This window comes from Halomonas sp. KAO (assembly GCF_015595025.1).
GTDB lineage: Bacteria > Pseudomonadota > Gammaproteobacteria > Pseudomonadales > Halomonadaceae > Halomonas.
This window is the reverse complement of sequence record NZ_JADNRL010000019.1, coordinates 402,211-420,966: the sequence shown is the minus strand read 5'-3', so window position 1 is coordinate 420,966 and position 18,756 is coordinate 402,211. Positions and strand designations below refer to the sequence as shown.

Here is an 18,756-nt window from a genome sequence, read left to right as displayed (position 1 = left end):
GACAGCCTTGGGGGCTGCCATGCGAAAATTAGTACATATCGCTTTCGGCATCCTGAAGTCACAGACCGAATATCAGCCACAACCAACTCAGTGAGGGTTGCGGCTGGTCGGGAGAGACGGTATCTCCTCTGCGGCTTACCCCCAGCGCCCCTAGTGCTGATAACGACGGAGATCCTGGACCCGCTGGCCCGGTCGGTCGTTCTACTCCTCGCCGGAAGGCGTGGGGCTCTTCAGGTACTGGAAGAAGTCGCTGGACGGGTCAAGGACCAGCATGTTGCCATCACTGGCGAAGCTGTCGCGATAGGCATTCAGGCTGCGCCAGAAGGTGAAGAACTCCTCATCCTTGCCATAGGCCTCGGCGAAGATGGCTGCCGCCTCGGCATCGCCCTCACCCCTCAGGGTCTCGGAGCGCTCGTTGGCCTGGGCCAGCAGCACCTGGCGCCGGCGATCGGCATTGGCACGAATGCGCTCGGCCTCCTCCTGACCCTGGGCACGCCACTCGCGAGCCTCACGTTCACGCTCGGAGCGCATGCGCTCGTAGACCGCCGAGGAGACATCCTCGGGAAGGTCGATGCGCTTGACCCGGATATCCCGGATCGCCACCCCCAGCTCGTCGCGCAGCAGTGCATCGAGCTCCTCGGTCGGCCCCGTCATCAGATCATCGCGACGCTCGGCGATGATCTCCTGCAGGTCGAGACGGCCGAAGGCGTTACGCAGGCTCTCGTCGACCCGCGGCTGGATCAGGCGACTGGCCATCAGCTCGTCGCCGGCCGTGGCTTCGTAGTACTGGGTCGGATTGACCACCTGCCACTTGACGTAGGAGTCGACGATGACCGCCTTCTGCTCCAGGGTCAGGTAACGGCTGGGATCGGTGTCCAGGGTCAGCAGCCGGGTATCGAAGGTACGCACCGTCTGGGTGATCGGCACCTTGAAGTGCAGCCCGGGCTGGATGTCCTCCTCGATGATCTCGCCGAAGCGCAGCTTGACCGCACGCTCGGTCTCGTCGACCACATACAGGCTGTTGCTGGCCAGCCAGGCGATGGCCGCCAGGCCGCCGACAATGAGCAGGGAACGATTATTGATCATTTAGCGGCCCTCCCTGCGGATACCACCGGTATTGCTGCTGTTGCTGGTGTTGCTGGAAGATGACGAGGCGCCCTGCGAGTTCCGCAGGCGCTCCAACACTCGCGGATCGAGCTCACCCTGTTCACCCTGCGGCTCTGCGCTGCGGGTGCCGCTCTTGCCCATCTGGTCCAGGGGCAGATACATCAGCGGCGAGTCGTCGGCGACATCGACCATCACCTTCGGCGTGCCGCCGAAGACCTCGCTGATGGCATCCAGGTAGAGGCGCTCACGCATGATCGAGGGCGCTTCCTCATACTGGCCCAGCAGGGCGTTGAAGCGGCTCGCCTGACCCCGCGCCTCGGCGACCACCGACTCGCGATAGCCCTGGCCCTGCTCGACGATACGCTGCGCCTGACCCTGGGCCTCGGGGATGATGGCGTTGGCGTAGGCCATGCCCTGGTTGATGGTGCGCTGACGGTCCTCGCGAGCCCGGATGACATCATCGAAGGCATCGATGACCTGATCGGGTGCCGAGGTGGACTCGATGTTGATGGTCTGCAGGCGGATACCGGTACCATAGCTGTCCTGGTAGGACTGCAGGCGACTGGCCACCGAGCTGCCGAGGATCTCACGACCGGAGGTCAGGATATCGATCATGTCGGTACCACCGACCACGTGGCGCAGGGCGCTGTCGAGAGCATTCTCGATGGAGAGCTGCGGGTTACGCACGTTGAGCACGAAGTCACGCGGGTCGGCGACCTGGTACTGAGCCGAGATCTCGACCTCGACGATGTTCTCGTCGCGGGTCAGCATCGACTGGGTCTGGGTCAGCGAGCGCACGCGGGTCACATTGACCATGCGCACGTCGTCGATCAGCGGCGGGTTCCACTGCAGGCCAGGCGTGACCACTTCCTGGAACTTGCCGAAGCGCAGCACCACGCCCCGCTCGGACTGGTCGACCAGATAGAAGCCCGACGCCGCCCAGATGGCCAGGGCCACCAGCAGCAGCAGGCCCGGCAGGGTGAAGGCATTGCGCGGCTTGCCACCGCCGCCCTTGCCCCCGGAACCGCCCTTCTTGCCACCGCGGCCACCCAGCATGCCGTTAAGCTTGTCCTGAAACTTCTTCAGGGCCTCATCCAGGTCCGGTGGCTGGTTGCCACCGCCCTTGCCACCGCCGCCGTTTCCACCGCCACGGCGACCGCCCCCACTCCAGGGGTCGTGCTGGTTGCCACCACCACCAGGCTCATTCCAGGCCATAGGTCTTCTCCACTATGCGTTGCTGCCCCGACCGGAAGTGCCGGCGGGGGCCTCGGTTGCGATCCTGTCTTGTGCTTGTCCCGCCTACGGGGATTCTTCCCACGCCTCACGCTCGCTCAGTGACGCCGGCAGGTAGTCATCGGCCCGCTCACCGAGCCGCGCCATCAGCTGCAGGAAGTCGCGGCGCGGCAGCCGTACCTGCAGGCGCGTCTGGCCCTCTTCGCAGAAGCTCTCCTCACGAACCGCACCCAGCTCGTGCAGGCCGGCACGCAGCCGCCCCTGCTCGGGCTCGAGGGTCAGCGTGAAGTCGATGACATCCTCGGCCAGACACTCCGAGAGCGCCTGCTCCAGCAGCTCGATGCCTCTGCCCTCCCTGGCCGACAGCCAGACCACCTCGGGGCGCCCCTCGCCATCGCGCTCGATGCGCGGCGCGCTGTCGAGCAGGTCGATCTTGTTCATCACCCTGAGTGTCGGCACCTCCAGGGCACCAATCTCGTCGAGCACCGTCTCGACCTGCTCGACGTTGAGCTCACGGTCGGGATCGGCGGCATCGATGACGTGCACCAGCAGGCTGGCCTCGGCGGCTTCCTGGAGGGTCGCCTGGAAGGCCTCCACCAGCTTGTGCGGCAGATGGCGGATGAAACCGACGGTATCGGCCATCACCACCGGCCCCACATCCTCGATCTCCAGTCGCCGCAGCGTCGGGTCGAGGGTAGCGAAGAGCTGGCCGGCCGCATAGACCTGCGACTCGGTAATCGAATTGAACAGCGTCGACTTGCCGGCGTTGGTGTACCCCACCAATGAGACGCTGGGGATCTCGGCACGGGCCCGCGAGCGACGGTTCTGGTCCCGCTGGCCGCGCACCTTGTCGAGGCGCTTGTGGATCGACTTGATGCGACCACGCAGCAGCCGCCGGTCGGTCTCCAGCTGGGTCTCACCCGGGCCGCGCAGGCCGATACCGCCCTTCTGGCGCTCCAGGTGGGTCCAGCCCCGCACCAGGCGGGTCGACATGTACTCCAGCTGAGCCAGCTCGACCTGCAGCTTGCCCTCGTGAGTCCGCGCCCGCTGGGCGAAGATATCGAGAATCAGGCCGGTACGGTCGAGCACGCGACACTTGAGCTCACGCTCGAGGTTGCGCTCCTGGGAGGGGCTCAGGCCGTGGTTGAAGATCACCAGTTCGGCCGAGTGAACGGCGAGTGCTTCGCGCAGCTCCTCGAGCTTGCCCGAGCCGACGAAGGTGCGCGAATCGGGACGCTTGCGACTGCCGGTCAGCAGGGTTGCCGGCTCGGCGCCGGCAGAGCGCACGAGTTCCAGGAACTCCCCCGGATCCTCGCGCTCTTGCTCATCCTGAAAGTCGACATGGACGAGTACCGCCGTCTCACCGGCGTCGGGGCGTTCAAAAAACAATCACTACCTCACTCATCATCCTGCGCAGCGGCAGGGTCCTGGGCCGGCAGACGCACGTTACGCGACGGCACCACGGTGGAAATGGCATGCTTGTAGACCATCTGGCTGACGGTGTTACGCAGCAGGATCACGAACTGGTCGAAGGACTCGATCTGGCCCTGCAGCTTGATGCCGTTAACCAGGAAGATCGATACCGGGATACGCTCCTTGCGAAGGATGTTCAGGTACGGATCTTGAAGCGACTGCCCTTTTGACATTTTACTCTCCCTGGATGTGTCTCTGGAGTTGGGTTGTTGGGGTGTTATGAGGCCTTTTCAAGCGGCCCGGCCAGCGGCCAACGTAAATCGGTATCTTACGCTAAGTGCCGAAATGGCGCACGAGTTTCAGCACCTCTGCCTGGGGGTCGCCCTCCAGGGTATCCACCCAGTGCAGTGCCTCCCAGCTGCGCATCCAGGTCAGCTGCCGTTTGGCCAGCTGCCGAGTCGCCACGATACCGCGCCGCTCGAGACCCGCGCGATCGACCTCACCGTCGAGATACTCCCAGACCTGACGGTAGCCGACGCTCTTCATCGAGGGCAGCGACGGCGTCAGGTCTCCACGTGAACGCAGGCCGGCGACCTCATCGATCAGCCCGCCCTCGAGCATGGCGGCAAAGCGCGTGGCGATACGCTCATGAAGCACCTGCCGCTGACCGGGGGCGAGCCCTATCGACAGCGTGCGCCATGGAAAGGTTTCAGGACGCTGTTCGGCCCACAGCTCGCTGAGCGTGCGACCACTGAGACGAAACACCTCCAGGGCGCGCAACAGCCGCTGGGGATCGTTGGGGTGAATCCGCGCCGCGGCGCCCGGATCGACGCGCTCCAGCTCCTTGTGCAGCGCGGCCAGGCCGCGCTCCTCGAGCTCGGCCTGAAGCTCGCCACGCATCCCCGGGTCGGAGCTCGGCAGATTGGCCACGCCATGCAGCAGCTGGCGAAGGTACATCATGGTGCCGCCCACCAGCAGCGGCACACGGCCACGGGCCGTGATCTCACGCATCTCGCGCAAGGCGTCCTCGCGAAACTCCGCCGCCGAGTAGGGCTCGGCCGGGTCGCGAATATCGACCAGGCGGTGCGGCGCCCGGGCCAGCTCCTGCGCCGAGGGCTTGGCACTGCCGATATCCAGGCCACGGTAGACCATGGTGGAGTCGACACTGATCAGCTCCACGCCGAGGCGCTCATGGAGCTCGATGGCAAGGTCGGTCTTGCCGGCGGCGGTGGGGCCCATCAGCAGAATGGCGGGCGGACGATCGTCGGTCATGAAATTCTCGGACTCTCTCAGGGGGAGCGCCGAGTCGCTTACCCGGCGGCAGGCCTGCGAGGAGGCGCTGTGAACCCATCCCTGGGCGCTACCGACGCCATCCCTGTCGTAGGACCTCCTCTTCGGCCTGCCCCCGGCGCATCTCGTCGCGCTAGTGGAAATATTGCGTGCTCATTGCCCCCGCATGAAGAGGCGGTCGAGCTGCTTCATGCTCATTTCGGTCCAGGTGGGGCGCCCATGATTACACTGACCACTTCGCTCGGTGCGCTCCATATCGCGCAGCAGGGCATTCATCTCCGCCAGGGTCAGGCGGCGGTTGGCTCGCACGCTGCCGTGGCAGGCCATGGTGGAGAGCAGCTCGTTGATATGCGCCTCGAGGTGGTCGGAGCGTCCGTAGCGCTCCAGGTCGGCGAGCATCTGACGAATCAGCGGCTCCACGTCGGCATCGGCCAGCAGCACCGGCACCTGCCGTACCAGCAGGGTCTCGGGCCCGGCGACATCGAGCTCGACCCCCAGGCGGGCAAAGGCCTCCTGCTCACCCTCCGCGGTGGCCACCTCGGCGGGGCTCGCCGCAAGCGACACCGGCACCAGCAGTGGCTGGGCCTCGAGTCGCCCCCCGTGGACCTGGGTCTTCATGCGCTCGTAGACGATGCGTTCATGGGCGGCATGCATATCCACCAGGATCAGGCCACGCTCGCTCTGGGAGAGAATATAGACACCGTGCAGCTGGGCCACGGCGAAGCCCAGCGGCGGGGCCCGGGTATCATCCTGCTCGGGCAGCGGCTCGGGACGCGGGGCCTGTGCCTGCTGGCGCTCCGCCAGGGCCAGACCCGCCGCACCACCGCCGGCACCGGGCGCGGCCGGCTGCGGAGTCAGCAGCGCCTCCTCGTGATCCGGGTGCAGGCGACGATAACCCTCCATAAAGGCCCTGACGCGATCCGGCGTGACCCGCTCGCCCTCGTCGCGCTCGGGCAGCGACATCGGCTGCTGCTGCCAGCGCCCGGCGGGCTCGGCCACCTGGCGAGGCGCGGCGTCCGCTTCGTTGCGCTCGCTCGCCTCAGCGTCGGGCGCTTCGCCAGGTTCCCCCTCCGCCTGCCCGCCGGCACGCGCCTCGCCAAGCGCCCGGTGCAGACTGGAGAACAGGAAGTCGTGGACCAGGCGACCGTCGCGGAAGCGCACCTCATGCTTGGTGGGGTGAACATTGACATCGACCACCGTCGGGTCGACCTCGAGATAGAGCACAAACACCGGGTGGCGGCCGTTGAAGAGCACGTCGCGGTAGGCCTGGCGTACCGCATGGGCCACCAGGCGGTCGCGCACCACCCGGCCGTTGACGAAGAAGTACTGCTGATCGGCCTGGGCACGAGAGTGAGTGGGCAGGCCCACCCAGCCCCACAGCCGCAGCCCGGAGGCCTCGATATTGAGATGCAGGGCATGCTCGAGAAACGCCTTGCCGAGAAGCGCGGCGATGCGCCGCTCGCGACTGGCCAGGTCCTCACCCGCACGCAGCTGATGAACGGTCTTGTGGTTGTGACGCAGGGTCCAGCCGATGTCATAGCGCGATAGCGCCTGGCGGCGGAAGGCCTCCTCGACATGACCGAACTCGGTCTTCTCCTTGCGCAGGAACTTGCGCCTGGCCGGGGTGTTGAAGAACAGGTCACGCACCGTCACCGAGGTGCCGCGCGGGTGCGGCGCCGGCGAGACCCGCGGCTCCATGTTGCGTCCCTCGGCCACCACCCGCCATCCGGCGGTGGGGTCGTCATCGGGGTTGGAGACCAGCTCCAGGCGCGATACCGAGCTGATCGAGGCCAGCGCCTCGCCGCGAAAGCCCAGGCTCGCCACGCCCTCGAGCTCCTCCAGGGAGGCGATCTTGCTGGTGGCGTGGCGCGACAGCGCCAACGGCAGGTCATCCTCACCGATGCCGCTGCCATCGTCGCGGATCCGGATCAATCGGGCACCACCCGCCTCCAGCTCCACCTCGATGCGCGAGCTGCCGGCATCGATGGCATTCTCGACCAGCTCCTTGACCACCGAGGCGGGGCGCTCGACCACCTCGCCGGCGGCGATCTGGTTGGCCAGGCGTGGGTCAAGGGTTCGAATGCGACGCTGTTCTGACATATCACTCCACGAAACGAAAACCGCAAGCCGAGCTTATGAGCGGGGGATGCGCAGCACCTGGCCGACCCGGATCACATCGCCATTGAGCTCATTGGCCTGCTTGAGGCGGCGCACCGGTACATCATGGCGGGAGGCGATCTCGGAGAGGGTATCACCCGGCTGGATGCGATACTCGTCGCCGGCGGTGCTTCGCCCGTTGTCACGCTGCCAGGCCAGCAGGCTGGCCGGGGGCGGGTTGGTGCGGAAATGCTCCTCGACGCCCGAGAAGATGGCTCGGGCCATCTTCTCCTGGTGGGCGGGGTCGAGTAGGCGACGCTCCTCCTGGGGGTTGGAGATAAAGCCGGTCTCGACCAGCAGCGACGGGATATCCGGCGACTTGAGCACCACGAAACCGGCCTGCTCCACCCGAGGCTTGTGCAGCCGGTTGACGCGCCCCATGCGATCCAGCACCTGTCCCCCGATGGAGAGGGAGTCGTTGAGGGTCGCGGTCATGGTCAAGTCGAGCAGCACGCCGCGCAGCACCTCGTCCTTGTCCTTGAGCGAGAGATTGCCATCCACACCGCCGATCAGGTCGGCCTTGTTCTCGCTCTCGGCCAGCCACTGGGCGGTCTCGGAGGTGGCCCCACGCTGGGAGAGCGCAAAGACCGAACTGCCGTTGGGGCGCGGACTGTGAAAGGCATCGGCATGAATGGAGACGAAGAAGTCCGCCTTCTGCTCACGCGCGATATGGGTGCGCTGGCGCAGCCCCACGTAGTAGTCGCTGTCGCGGATCATCACCGCACGGAATCCCTCGGCCGCATTGACTCGCTGCTGGAGGCGCTTGGCGATCTGCAGCACCACGTCCTTCTCGAGGGTACCCGAGGGGCCGATGGCGCCGGGGTCCTCGCCGCCATGGCCGGCGTCGATGGCGATGATGATATCGCGCTTGGGATGCGGCTGAGCCGGCTGGACCACCGCCTCGGGCTCGGGCACTACCGAGCTGCCGCCGAGGTCGACCTGGGCCTGGGCACGCTTGGCGGCGATCTCCTGCTCGCGGATCATCGCCTCGATGGGATCGATGGGGTCCTCCACGGCGCTCTCGCCGGGGTACTCCAGATCCACCACCAGTCGATGTCCATACTGATTGTTGGGCGCCAGGACGAAGTGGCGCGGCGCCACCTCGCGCTCCAGGTCCAGCACCACGCGCAGATCGTTTCCTTCGCGAACGCCGGAGCGGATACGGCTGATGGCACTGCCGGTCAGGTCGAGTCCGTCGAGGTCGGCCTGCATGCGGCTGTCGTCCAGATCGATCACCAGCCGCCGCGGATTGTCGAGGGAGAACACCTTGGCCTGGGTCGGTGAGGCCAGGTCGAAGACCAGGCGCGCATGATCCGGCGCCGCCCACAGCCGCAGGTTCTCCACCTCGCCGGCCTGAACCGCGGCAAGAGGGGCCATCATCGACAGGCTCAGCGCCAGCAGGCGATGCAGGATGGCTGGTCGCATCAGGTGGCCCCCTCTCCGGGCTTGGCCGCGCGACACCACTCGGTGACGGCGGGCATGGCGGCCAGGCGAGCCAGGGCCGCTTCGCCAGGGGCACTATGCGCCTCCAGCACCGCCTCGCGGCCCTCTCCCACCACGCCAAGCTCGATGCGCAGGTCGGGACCGGGCAACCAGCCCTCGCCACGAACCGGCCACTCGATCAGACTCAAGGCATCATCCCCCAGCAGGTCTCGGCCGCCGATGAACTCGAGCTCCTCGGGGTCCCCCAGACGATAGAGATCGAAGTGATAGACCCGCTTGCCATCGAGTTCATAGGGCTCCACCAGGGTATAGGTCGGGCTCTTCACCGCCCCGCGATGACCATAGGCACGTAACACGCCGCGGGCCAGGGTCGTCTTGCCAGCCCCCAGCTCGCCGACGAGATAGACCCGCCCACGCCCCTCCAGGGCACGCCCCAGGCACTCCCCCAGGCCCACCTGGCACGCTTCATCATCGAGTCGCAGCCGCATCGTCCTCGCCCTTGCCATCACTCGTCGCCATCATACCCGGCCGGGTTGACCAGAATCCGCGCATAGGATGCCAGATCACCGGCCAGCAGACCACGCTCTCCGGCGTCTGCCGCGGCCAGATCCGCGGCCCTGGCGTGGACCAGCACCCCCACTCGGGCGGCCATTTCCAGCGGCACCCCCTGGGCCAGCAGGGCTCCGAGCATCCCGGAGAGCACATCCCCCATGCCACCGCTGGCCATGCCGGGGTTGCCGAAGGGGCAGACCGCGACCCCCTCGGGGCCCGCGACCAGGCTGCCCGCCCCCTTGAGAACCACCACTCCGCCGAAGCGCTCGCGCAGGGCCACCACGGCCGCACGGCGCTCCGCCTCGATCTCGGCCACACGCCAGCCCAGCAGCCGGGCCGCCTCCCCGGGGTGGGGGGTCAGGATCCAGTTGTCGCGAGGTGCCATGCCCTCCTCGGCTCCGGCGAAGTAGGCGGCCAGCAGATTGAGTCCATCGGCATCCACCACCAGCGGCTTATCGGTCTCGAGCGCCGCCTGCAGCACCCCCTGGCCCCAGCTGCCCTGCCCCAGGCCGGGCCCCACCACCAGCACATCGGCCTGGGCGGGAAGCTGTCCGAGATCGGTGGCGCCACGAATGCCATGGGCCATCACCTCGGGACGACGCACCAGGCTGGCGGCAACGTGCGCCGGGGCGGTGGCCAGGCTGATCTTGCCGGCCCCCAGCCGTGCGCAGGCCTCGGCGGCCAGCAGCGCCGCGCCACCGAAACCGGGTGCGCCACCCAGCACCAGCGCATGGCCGCAGTCGCCCTTGTGGGCGGTACGGCGCCGCGCCGGCAGCCAGGCAGCCGCCAGCCCCGTGTCGAGCAGGTGCGCTGCCGGCACCAGGTCCGTCTCGGCCAGGGCCTCCACCCCCAGATCCCGAAAGCAGAGCTCACCGACATGCTCCGCCGCCGCACCGATATGCAGGCCCAGCTTGTCGCCGATAAAGGTCACGGTGGTAGCCGCCAGCACCGCGTCGCCGAGCACCGCACCGGTATCGGCGTGCAGCCCCGAGGGAATATCGATGGCCAGCACCGGCCTGCCGCTGGCATTGACCGCCGCGATCGCCTCACGAAAGGCACCGCGCACCTCGCCGGCAAGCCCGGTCCCCAGCAGGGCATCGACCATCAACTCCCCGGCGAGCCTTATGCCGGGCGTCCAGGGTTCGGCGCCCACGCCGACCGCCGTGGCCATCTCGGCGGCCAGGCGGGCATCGCCACTCAACTCCTCAACGGGCCTGAGCAGAACGCGCTGCACCGCGAGCCCCTCGGCGGCGGCCAGGGCGGCCAGCACATGACCATCGCCGCCATTGTTGCCCCCTCCACACAGCACCGTAAGCGAACGGGCCTCGGGCCAGCGCTGCCTGAGCACCTGCCAGGCCGCGGCACTGGCGCGCTGCATCAGGGCGAAGCCCGCGATGCCACCGGCAATGGTGCGCCGGTCCAGTTCACGCACCTGGTCGGCGAGGTAGAGCGGGTGCAATCCTGACCCGCCCCCCTGGCTGGCATCGATCATGCGGTGTCTCCCCGGTGGCAATGCTTTATCATGGCAGTGGTTCGATAGACGACCTTATCGAACAGTGTAAAGCCTTCGCGGCCCGCGCCAAGTGGCGCAGGCCCCCTGCACGGTGTTTTCGCGATCATGTCCTCCTCGTCTCTCCACGACGACGCCCCCGACCCGCACGCCCTGGCCCAGCGTATCAAGGCCTGGGGGAGCGAGCTCGGCTTCCAGCAGCTTGGCATTACCGATATCGACCTCAGCGAGGATGAGGCGCGTCTGGAGCGCTGGCTGGCGGCTGGCCGGCATGGCGAGATGGGCTTCATGGCCAAGCATGGCACCAAGCGCACGCGCCCCGACGAGCTGGTGCCCGGCACCGTGCGAGTGATCAGTGTGCGGCTGGACTATCTGCCCGCCGAGGTCGAGACCCTGACCACCCTGGCGAGTCCGCAGACGGCCTATGTGTCGCGCTACGCCACCGGCCGTGACTATCACAAGCTGATGCGCAAGCGCCTAGCGACCCTGGCCAAGTGGATCGAGGCCGAGGTGGGCCCCTTCGGCTACCGTGCCTTCGTCGACTCGGCGCCGGTCATGGAGCGGGCACTGGCGCGCAAGGCGGGTCTCGGCTGGGTGGGCAAGAATGCCATGATGATCAATCCACAGGCCGGCTCGCTGTTCTTTCTGGGTGAGCTGTATACCGACCTGCCGCTGCCGGCGGATGAGCCCTTTGCCGGCGAGCACTGCGGCAGCTGCAGCGCCTGCCGCACCGCCTGCCCCACCGGCGCCATCGTCGAGGATCGGGTGGTCGACGCCCGGGCCTGCATCTCCTACCTGACCATCGAGCTGTTCGGTGCGATTCCCGAGCACTATCGCGAGGCGATGGGCAACCGGGTGTTCGGCTGTGACGACTGCCAGCTGGTCTGTCCCTTCACGCGCTTTACCACGCCCACCGCCGAGAGGGACTTCTCGCCGCGCCACGACCTCGACCGCGCCAGCCTGCTCTCGCTATTTACCTGGGGCGAAGAGGAATTTCTGGAGAAGACCGCCGGCAGCCCGATCCGCCGCATCGGCTACGAGCGCTGGCTGCGTAACCTCGCCGTGGGGCTGGGTAACGCCCCCTGGAGCGAGGCCATCGAGGCGGCGCTGAGAGCACGCCTGCCCTACCCCTCCGACCTCGTCCGCGAGCATGTGCGCTGGGCCCTCGCCCGCCAGGGGGAAAAACGCCGGGAACTGATTGCCGCCAGCTAAAAGCCGTAAGCTCCGGGCGGTGCCCGGCCTACTCCTCCTCGTCGCCCTGCTTCCCCGGCAGGCGCAGAAAAGTATTGCGATAGTGGGCAAGCTCGGCGATGGACTCCTTGATGTCATCCATGGCCAGGTGCACGTTGCGCTTGCTGAAGCCCGCCAGGGCGCCGGGGTTCCAGCGCTTGGCCAGCTCCTTGAGGGTGGAGACGTCGAGGTTGCGGTAGTGGAAGAAGGCCAGCAGCTCGGGCATCTCACGCTCAAGGAAGCGACGGTCCTGGTGGATGCTGTTGCCACACATCGGCGAGCTGCCGGGCTCGACATGCTCCTGCAGGAACGCCAGGGTGCGCCGCTCGGCCTCGGCGGTATCCACCTCGCTCGCCTGCACGCGCGCGGTCAGCCCCGACTCGCCGTGGGTTCGGGTACACCACGCATCCATCCCCTCGAGCAGGCTATCCGGCTGCTTGACCGCGATCACCGGCCCTTCGGCGACAACGTTTAGCTCGGCATCGGTGACCAGGGTGGCCACCTCGATGATCCGCTCCCTGTTCGGGTCGAGGCCGGTCATCTCCAGGTCGATCCAGACCAGACGCTGGCTACGGGAGTTCTGCTTGTCGTCTTGCACTGACGCGTTCGTGCTCATGGAAACATCTTCTCCTGCGGGGGCCGACTCGCAACCTCGCGACAGCCGGCGTCATGGATGAGTACAATGCCATCATTGTACCGAGCATCAGGGCCCCATGAGCAAACGCAAGCTGAGTCGCCAGCAACGCTGGCGTATCGAGAAGATACAGGCCGAGCGCGCCGCGCGCGCCACCCGCCACGATGTCCAGGAAGAGGCGCTGCTCACCGCCGGCGACTACGGCGCCGAGCAGCCGGGACGGGTGATGGCCCACTTCGGCCGCACCCTGGACGTGCGGCCGGACGCCGACGACGCATCGATACGCTGCCATCTGCGCGCCAACCTCGATGGCCTGGTCACCGGCGACCGGGTGATCTGGCGCGGCAGAACGGATACCGAGGGGCGCATCGTGGAGGGGGTGGTGGTCGCCCGCGGCGAGCGCGACAACGTGCTGGAGCGCCCCGACGCCCGGGGCCAGCTCAAGCCGGTGGCGGCCAATATCGACCAGATCCTGGTCGTCTTCGCGGTGGAGCCCGAGCCCCACCCCAATCTGATCGACCGCTACCTGGTGGCCGCCGAGGCCACCGGCATCCCCCCCGTGCTGGTGCTCAACAAGGTTGACCTGCTACCCGACGGCGGCGGCGAGCTGATGGCACTGCTGCAGCGCTACGCGGCACTCGGCTATCCGGTGGTGGCCACCACCACCGCCCGCGAGGATGGCCTGGCGAGCCTGCTGTCGCGGCTGGCCGGCCGCACCTCGGTGTTCGTGGGGCAGAGCGGTGTGGGCAAGTCGTCACTGATCGACCGCCTGCTCCCCGACGAGGGGCTGCGTATCGGTGACCTGTCGAAGGATTCTCGCAAGGGCACCCATACCACCACCACCGCGCGGCTCTACCGGCTGCCCCGCGCCGAGGGGGCCGAGCTGATCGACTCCCCGGGGATTCGCGAGTTCGGCCTCGGCCACCTGACCGAACGGCAGGTCACCGAGGGTTTCATCGAGTTTCGCCCCTATCTCGGCCAGTGTCGCTTTCGCGACTGCCGCCACCGCCAGGAGCCGGGCTGTGCCCTGCTCGCCGCGGTGGAGCGTGAAGAGATCCATCCCGAGCGATTCGCCAGCTACCGGCGCATCCTCGATTCCCTGGAAGTGAGCTGAGTGGACCTGTCATAGAAGGAGAGTCCCATGAGTTCAGAAGCCAACCTGCTACCGCTGATCGTCGAACCGGAGCAACTCGCCGAGCACCTGGATGACCCGTCGCTGCTGATCATCGACGTGCCCATGCGTGGCGACAGCTATACCGAGGGTCATGTCCCCGGTGCCGTGTTCCTCGACAAGGCTCGGCTGATGCGCGGCGACGGCGAGGTCCCGAACCGCGAGCCCAGTGTCGAGCAGCTCTCGGCACTGTTCAGTGACCTCGGCCTGACGCGTGATACCCATGTGGTGGCCTATGATGACGAAGGCGGCGGCTGGGCGGGCCGGCTGCTGTGGACCCTGGAACTGATCGGCCATACTCGCTACTCCTACCTCAACGGCGGCATTCATGCCTGGCGTGCCGCGGGCCAGCCGCTCGCCACCGAGGCCAGCGCCCCCACGCCCAGCGATTATGAGGCTGTGCTCCTCACCCCCGAGGTGCTGATCGAGCGCGACGAGATCGCCGAGCGCCTCGGCGAGAAGGGATTCGCGGTATGGGATGCCCGCTCACCCGCGGAGTACCGCGGCGAGAAGGGTGACAACAAGCATCTCGGCCATATCCCCAGAGCGGTCAACCTGGAGTGGACCCAGGCCATGGACCCCGAACGCGGCCTGCGACTGCGCGACTATGCCGAGCTGATCACCGAGCTCGAGGCCCTGGGCCTGACCCCGGACATGGAGGTGGCCACCCACTGCCAGAGCCACCACCGCAGCGGCTTCACCTGGCTGGTGGGCAGGGCACTGGGCTTCGACCGAATCCGCGCCTATGCCGGCTCCTGGAAGGAGTGGGGCAATCGCGACGATAGCCCCATCGAGAAGTAGGCCGGCCCCCTGGGGTAACGGTAGCCTCCCTCGGGATCAGACCCCGAGGGAGCAGCGAAACGGCGCTCTTCCAGCTCCAAACGTATATCTCCCAACCACGAGAATCCTCACATAGTGTCCCTAGCCAAGCTATTTGCCCTGATCCAGTACCCCGTGCCCCACCACCTGCTCTCGCGGCTGGTGGGCCGGCTGGCCGAATGTCGCCAGCCCACGCTCAGGAACACCCTGGTGCGTGCCTTTATCCGCCGCTTCGGGGTGGACATGGCCGAGGCCGCCGAGCCCGACCCGACCGCCTATGCCACCTTCAACGACTTCTTCACCCGGGCGCTGAAGGACGACGCACGGCCCATCGGCGAGGGCGTGGCCAGCCCAGCCGACGGCCGGCTATCGCAGTTCGGGGCCATCGAGGCGGGCCAGCTGCTGCAGGCCAAGGGGCATCGCTTCTCGGCCGAGGCGCTGCTGGGCGGCGACACCGAGGCCGCGACCCGCTATCTCGGCGGCAGCTTCGCCACCATTTACCTGTCACCCAGCGACTATCACCGGGTGCATATGCCACTTTCCGGCACCCTGACCGAGATGGTCTACGTGCCGGGCCGGCTATTCTCGGTCAACGCTGCCACCACCGAGCATGTGCCGGGCCTTTTCGCCCGCAACGAACGCCTGGTGTGCCACTTCGATACCGAACACGGCCCCATGGCCATGGTGCTGGTGGGCGCGATGATCGTCGCCGCCATCGAAACCGTATGGGCCGGCCAGATCACGCCCCTGCCTCATGGCGCAGTACAGCGCATTCGCTTCGATACCCCAGTGCGTCTGGAGAAGGGGCAGGAGATGGGCCGTTTCAAGCTTGGCTCCACGGTGGTGATGACCTTCGCCGAACCGGTGGCCTTCGCCGACAGGCTCGACCCTGGCGCCAAGGTGCAGATGGGAGACTCGCTGGGTGAGCTGAATCACTAGTATCAGGGCTTTCCCGGCGTTAAGTCTTCGCGGAGGCGCTGTGAATCCCTCCCTGGGCGCTACCGATGCCCTGCTTCGCTCTCGCATCCTGCTCCGCTTGCAGGACCGGTGCTGGCCATCCATGGCCAGCCCGTTCGAAGCTGTGCTTCTCACCCATGGCATAGGACCTCCGCTTCGACTTACCCCCGGCGCCCTGTCCTCGCACTTCTAACAGCGCGGCGTGGCGAAGGCCATGACCTCCGCCACGCTCTCCTTGCCCAGCGCCAGCTGAATCAGCCGGTCGATGCCGAGCGCAACACCGCTTCCCTCGGGCATGCCGTGCTTCAGCGCCGCCAACAGCCGCCGATCGACCGTGACCTCGGGCAACCCCGCCGCCCGCCGGGCGGCGTTGTCCTCGGCAAAGCGCGCCGCCTGCTCCTCACCATCGGTCAGCTCATCGTAGCCGTTGGCCAGCTCCAGCCCCTCGAGATAGAGCTCGAAGCGCGAGGCCACCCACTCGCCATCCTCCGGGTCGCGGTGACGCCGCGCCAGGGCCGCCTGGCTGGCCGGATAGTCCACCACCACATCGATGGCGCCCCGCCCAAGATGCGGCTCGATCTCGAGGCTGATCAACAGGTCCAGGCAGTCATCGCGGCTGGCATCAGTCATCTCGAGCCCGCCCCTATCCTCGGCCAGGCGGCGCAGCTCGGCCAGCGCCACACGAAAGGGGTCGATGGCGAGGTACTCACGAAACAGCTCGCGGTAGCGGCGTCGACGCAGCGGGCCCGGGTTATCCCCAGATCCTCGTCCCAGCACGCACCTCACCAGCTCCGCGGTCTCCTCGATCAGCCCTTCGAGGGACATGCCGGGGCGATACCACTCCAGCATGGTGAACTCGAGGTTATGGCGCCGCCCGACCTCGCCATCACGAAAACAGCGTGCCAGCTGGAAGATCGGCCCCGCCCCCGCCGCCAGCAGCCGCTTCATGGGAAATTCCGGCGAGGTCTGCAGCCACAGGCGCTCGCGGCCAGCGGGCGTGGTGGCCGCGGCCGAGAGCGAGGCCAGGTGCAGGTCGGTGCTGCCGCCGTGGCCCAGCACCGGCGTTTCCACCTCGAGCACACCGCGCGCGGCGAAGAAGCCGCGCACCTCGGCCAGCAGACGAGCCCGCTCGCGCAGGGTCGCCATAGTGGCAGTAGGCTGCCAATCGATAACTGACATGGTGAGTACACCCAGGGAGGGGGGATTCGCCTGATACGGCGGGCTCCTGCGGATAAGTCGTTACCCCATCCGTTGTAGGAGCCCGACTTGTCGGGCGATTGTCGGAGGCCGCAGCTGGTCGCCTTCGGCGCCAATCGCGCGATGAATCGCGCTCCTACGGGAGGTCGTCAACAGACGTGTTGTCGAGAGATCAAGCCCGGCTGACGTACTCACCGCTACGCGTATCCACCTTCAGCACCTCACCCTCGTTGATAAACAGCGGCACACGCACCACGGCGCCGGAGGAGAGCGTGGCCGGCTTGGAACCGCCCTGGGCGGTGTCGCCCTTGAGGCCGGGGTCGGTCTCGGTGACCTCGAGCTCGATGAAGTTGGGCGGGGTCACGCTGATCGCGTTGTCGTTCCACAGCGTGATGGTGTAGACCACCTGCTCCTTGAGCCACTTCTCGGTATCGCCCAGGGCCTTCTTCTCCACCGGATACTGTTCGAAGGAGCCATCGGTCTTCATGAAGTACCACATCTCGCCATCGTTATAGAGGTACTCCATGTCCAGATCAAGGACATCGGCGCCTTCCAGGCTCTCGCCGGACTTGAAGGTACGCTCCCAGACGCGGCCGGTCATCAGGTTGCGCAGCTTGACGCGGTTGAATGCCTGCCCCTTGCCGGGCTTGACGAACTCGTTCTCGACGATCGAGCAGGGATCGCCGTCCAGCATCACCTTCAGACCGCCCTTGAATTCGTTGGTAGAATAGTTAGCCATCTTCACTCACTCATGGTCGAGCGCGCCCACGGAGACCCCGCGGCGCGCTGGGAAACGATTTTCGACGAGGCAGGCCAGAACGGTCAGCGCCTCGTTCGCATTGACTGGTGTAACACATGATAACCCGAAGCCCCGCCCCTTTGCAGCGCCACGACGAAAGCGAAGAGAGCAGTCAGAACCGTTCACAGCGAGAGGCGCCGGGGCCTGTCGCCGGACCAGCCTCGAGCGAAGAAGCGTCGCCACTTTCGCTTCCACCCGCCTGGCAGGCGCAGCTGTCTGGCGCCATCCGTGACCCGCGCGAGCTCTGCCGGCGCCTGGGGCTGGATGAGCGCTGGCTACCCGGTGCCGAGGCGGGTCATGCGCTCTTCGAGGTGCGCGTGCCCGAGGCCTTCCTGGCACGCATGCGCCCCGGTGACCCCGACGACCCCCTGCTGCGCCAGGTGCTGCCGCTGGGCGAAGAGGCGCGCCCCACCCCCGGCTATGTCGCCGACCCGCTGGAAGAGGCCGCCCACACCCCGGCCAAGGGGCTGATTCACAAGTATCACGGCCGCGTGCTGCTGATCACCAGCCCCGCCTGCGCGGTCAACTGCCGCTACTGTTTCAGGCGCCACTTCCCCTATGCCGAGAATTCCCCCTCCATGGCACAGTGGGAGGCCAGCCTCGACACCCTGCGTGATGACTCCTCGATCACCGAGGCGATCCTCTCCGGCGGTGACCCCCTGGCGACCAGCGACCGTCGTCTCGCCTGGTTTATCGAGCGCCTGGAGGCCATTCCCCACCTCAAGCGCCTGCGCATCCATACCCGCCTGCCGGTGGTCATTCCCGAGCGCATCGACGCCGAGCTGCTCGGCTGGCTCGGCGCCACACGCCTGCAGAGGGTGGTGGTGCTGCATATCAACCATGCCAACGAGATCGACGAGGCCGTGATCGCCGCCTGTCGCCGCCTGAGCGATGCCGGCGTGACCCTGCTCAACCAGAGCGTGCTGCTGCGCGGGGTGAATGACTCGGTCGAGGCACTGGCTGCCCTCTCCGAGCGTCTCTTCGAGGCCGGCGTGCTGCCCTACTACCTGCATGTGCTCGACCCGGTGGCCGGCGCCGCGCACTTCGACGTACCAGACGACGAGGCCCGCGAACTGGTCGCGGGCCTCAGGGACGTGCTGCCGGGCTTTCTGATGCCGGGGCTGGTCAGGGAAATTCCCGGCGAAGGGAGCAAGACACCCTTGTAGGAGCCCAATTCATTGGGCGTCCTCGGCAGCCGCTATCACCGCCGGGCGCCTGCGGCGCCAATCGCCCGACGAGTCGGG

17 protein-coding genes and 1 other annotated feature (1 of these 18 only partly in view) are annotated in these 18,756 nt (G+C 67.1%); of the genes, 5 read left to right on the top strand and 12 right to left on the bottom strand.

What is annotated here, in order from left to right; genetic code table 11:
- Positions 1 to 10, top strand: a sequence feature (16S ribosomal RNA rRNA prediction is too short); it begins 782 nt to the left of the window's first position.
- A 191-nt stretch (positions 11 to 201) separates the two neighbouring features.
- From hflC to IOC61_RS08145, 9 genes are all read right to left on the bottom strand, one after another.
- The gene (gene hflC, locus IOC61_RS08185) at positions 202 to 1,086 is read right to left on the bottom strand and encodes a protease modulator HflC (protein WP_195688355.1); all 885 of its coding nucleotides are present in this window, start codon (positions 1,084 to 1,086) and stop codon (positions 202 to 204) included.
- Positions 1,087 to 2,322 (bottom strand): FtsH protease activity modulator HflK, encoded by a 1,236-nt coding sequence (gene hflK, locus IOC61_RS08180; RefSeq protein ID WP_195688354.1) that lies wholly within the window; start codon positions 2,320 to 2,322, stop codon positions 1,087 to 1,089.
- Positions 2,323 to 2,406: 84 nt separating this feature from the next.
- Positions 2,407 to 3,729, bottom strand: coding sequence for a ribosome rescue GTPase HflX (hflX, locus tag IOC61_RS08175; protein WP_195688353.1), 1,323 nt, complete (start codon positions 3,727 to 3,729; stop codon positions 2,407 to 2,409).
- An 8-nt stretch (positions 3,730 to 3,737) separates the two neighbouring features.
- Positions 3,738 to 3,986, bottom strand: a complete 249-nt coding sequence (gene hfq, locus IOC61_RS08170; RefSeq protein WP_132043297.1) for an RNA chaperone Hfq — start codon at positions 3,984 to 3,986, stop codon at positions 3,738 to 3,740.
- Positions 3,987 to 4,086: 100 nt separating this feature from the next.
- A complete protein-coding gene (gene miaA, locus IOC61_RS08165) occupies positions 4,087 to 5,025 on the bottom strand; it encodes a tRNA (adenosine(37)-N6)-dimethylallyltransferase MiaA (RefSeq protein ID WP_195688352.1) in 939 nt (312 codons plus the stop codon).
- A gap of 171 nt (positions 5,026 to 5,196) precedes the next feature.
- On the bottom strand, positions 5,197 to 7,143 hold the full coding sequence (gene mutL / locus IOC61_RS08160; protein ID WP_195688351.1) for a DNA mismatch repair endonuclease MutL: 1,947 nt from the start codon (positions 7,141 to 7,143) through the stop codon (positions 5,197 to 5,199).
- Positions 7,144 to 7,176: 33 nt separating this feature from the next.
- Positions 7,177 to 8,625, bottom strand: a complete 1,449-nt coding sequence (locus IOC61_RS08155) for an N-acetylmuramoyl-L-alanine amidase (protein WP_195688350.1) — start codon at positions 8,623 to 8,625, stop codon at positions 7,177 to 7,179.
- Positions 8,625 to 9,131, bottom strand: coding sequence for a tRNA (adenosine(37)-N6)-threonylcarbamoyltransferase complex ATPase subunit type 1 TsaE (gene tsaE / locus IOC61_RS08150; RefSeq protein WP_195688349.1), 507 nt, complete (start codon positions 9,129 to 9,131; stop codon positions 8,625 to 8,627). The genes IOC61_RS08155 and tsaE overlap by 1 nt, the downstream gene beginning before the upstream one ends.
- 17 nt (positions 9,132 to 9,148) lie before the next feature.
- Positions 9,149 to 10,687: an NAD(P)H-hydrate dehydratase gene (locus tag IOC61_RS08145; RefSeq protein ID WP_195688348.1), complete on the bottom strand. Its 1,539-nt coding sequence runs from the start codon at positions 10,685 to 10,687 to the stop codon at positions 9,149 to 9,151.
- A 126-nt stretch (positions 10,688 to 10,813) separates the two neighbouring features.
- Between IOC61_RS08145 and queG the strand changes: the two genes are divergently transcribed.
- The gene (gene queG, locus IOC61_RS08140; protein ID WP_195688347.1) at positions 10,814 to 11,917 is read left to right on the top strand and encodes a tRNA epoxyqueuosine(34) reductase QueG; all 1,104 of its coding nucleotides are present in this window, start codon (positions 10,814 to 10,816) and stop codon (positions 11,915 to 11,917) included.
- Positions 11,918 to 11,945: 28 nt separating this feature from the next.
- Here queG and orn read toward each other — a convergent pair whose 3' ends face one another.
- Positions 11,946 to 12,551, bottom strand: a complete 606-nt coding sequence (orn, locus tag IOC61_RS08135; RefSeq protein ID WP_195688346.1) for an oligoribonuclease — start codon at positions 12,549 to 12,551, stop codon at positions 11,946 to 11,948.
- 97 nt (positions 12,552 to 12,648) lie between these two features.
- Between orn and rsgA the strand changes: the two genes are divergently transcribed.
- From rsgA to asd, 3 genes are all read left to right on the top strand, one after another.
- Positions 12,649 to 13,683 carry a small ribosomal subunit biogenesis GTPase RsgA gene (rsgA, locus tag IOC61_RS08130; RefSeq protein ID WP_195688345.1) on the top strand — a complete coding sequence of 345 codons (1,035 nt, stop codon included), beginning with the start codon at positions 12,649 to 12,651 and terminating at the stop codon, positions 13,681 to 13,683.
- Between the two features lie 27 nt (positions 13,684 to 13,710).
- Positions 13,711 to 14,541, top strand: a complete 831-nt coding sequence (locus tag IOC61_RS08125; protein ID WP_195688344.1) for a sulfurtransferase — start codon at positions 13,711 to 13,713, stop codon at positions 14,539 to 14,541.
- 114 nt (positions 14,542 to 14,655) lie between these two features.
- Complete coding sequence (gene asd / locus IOC61_RS08120; protein ID WP_195688343.1) at positions 14,656 to 15,498, top strand: archaetidylserine decarboxylase; 843 nt, start codon at positions 14,656 to 14,658, stop codon at positions 15,496 to 15,498.
- A gap of 207 nt (positions 15,499 to 15,705) precedes the next feature.
- On the opposite strand, the gene epmA is transcribed toward asd, so the two are convergent.
- Together epmA and efp are read right to left on the bottom strand one after the other, a co-directional pair.
- Complete coding sequence (gene epmA / locus IOC61_RS08115; RefSeq protein WP_195688342.1) at positions 15,706 to 16,695, bottom strand: EF-P lysine aminoacylase EpmA; 990 nt, start codon at positions 16,693 to 16,695, stop codon at positions 15,706 to 15,708.
- 190 nt (positions 16,696 to 16,885) lie between these two features.
- Positions 16,886 to 17,452 carry an elongation factor P gene (gene efp, locus IOC61_RS08110; RefSeq protein ID WP_132043320.1) on the bottom strand — a complete coding sequence of 189 codons (567 nt, stop codon included), beginning with the start codon at positions 17,450 to 17,452 and terminating at the stop codon, positions 16,886 to 16,888.
- 116 nt (positions 17,453 to 17,568) lie between these two features.
- Between efp and epmB the strand changes: the two genes are divergently transcribed.
- Positions 17,569 to 18,678 carry an EF-P beta-lysylation protein EpmB gene (epmB, locus tag IOC61_RS08105; protein WP_195688341.1) on the top strand — a complete coding sequence of 370 codons (1,110 nt, stop codon included), beginning with the start codon at positions 17,569 to 17,571 and terminating at the stop codon, positions 18,676 to 18,678.
- Positions 18,679 to 18,756: the final 78 nt, after the last annotated feature.

Coding starts and splice junctions, on each gene's coding strand:
- hflC (WP_195688355.1), bottom strand. CDS start 1,086: ATGATCAATAATCGTTCCCTGCTCATTGTCGGCGGCCTGGCGGCCATC.
- hflK (WP_195688354.1), bottom strand. CDS start 2,322: ATGGCCTGGAATGAGCCTGGTGGTGGTGGCAACCAGCACGACCCCTGG.
- hfq (WP_132043297.1), bottom strand. CDS start 3,986: ATGTCAAAAGGGCAGTCGCTTCAAGATCCGTACCTGAACATCCTTCGC.
- miaA (WP_195688352.1), bottom strand. CDS start 5,025: ATGACCGACGATCGTCCGCCCGCCATTCTGCTGATGGGCCCCACCGCC.
- mutL (WP_195688351.1), bottom strand. CDS start 7,143: ATGTCAGAACAGCGTCGCATTCGAACCCTTGACCCACGCCTGGCCAAC.
- IOC61_RS08155 (WP_195688350.1), bottom strand. CDS start 8,625: ATGCGACCAGCCATCCTGCATCGCCTGCTGGCGCTGAGCCTGTCGATG.
- tsaE (WP_195688349.1), bottom strand. CDS start 9,131: ATGCGGCTGCGACTCGATGATGAAGCGTGCCAGGTGGGCCTGGGGGAG.
- IOC61_RS08145 (WP_195688348.1), bottom strand. CDS start 10,687: ATGATCGATGCCAGCCAGGGGGGCGGGTCAGGATTGCACCCGCTCTAC.
- queG (WP_195688347.1), top strand. CDS start 10,814: ATGTCCTCCTCGTCTCTCCACGACGACGCCCCCGACCCGCACGCCCTG.
- orn (WP_195688346.1), bottom strand. CDS start 12,551: ATGAGCACGAACGCGTCAGTGCAAGACGACAAGCAGAACTCCCGTAGC.
- rsgA (WP_195688345.1), top strand. CDS start 12,649: ATGAGCAAACGCAAGCTGAGTCGCCAGCAACGCTGGCGTATCGAGAAG.
- IOC61_RS08125 (WP_195688344.1), top strand. CDS start 13,711: ATGAGTTCAGAAGCCAACCTGCTACCGCTGATCGTCGAACCGGAGCAA.
- epmA (WP_195688342.1), bottom strand. CDS start 16,695: ATGTCAGTTATCGATTGGCAGCCTACTGCCACTATGGCGACCCTGCGC.
- efp (WP_132043320.1), bottom strand. CDS start 17,452: ATGGCTAACTATTCTACCAACGAATTCAAGGGCGGTCTGAAGGTGATG.
- epmB (WP_195688341.1), top strand. CDS start 17,569: ATGATAACCCGAAGCCCCGCCCCTTTGCAGCGCCACGACGAAAGCGAA.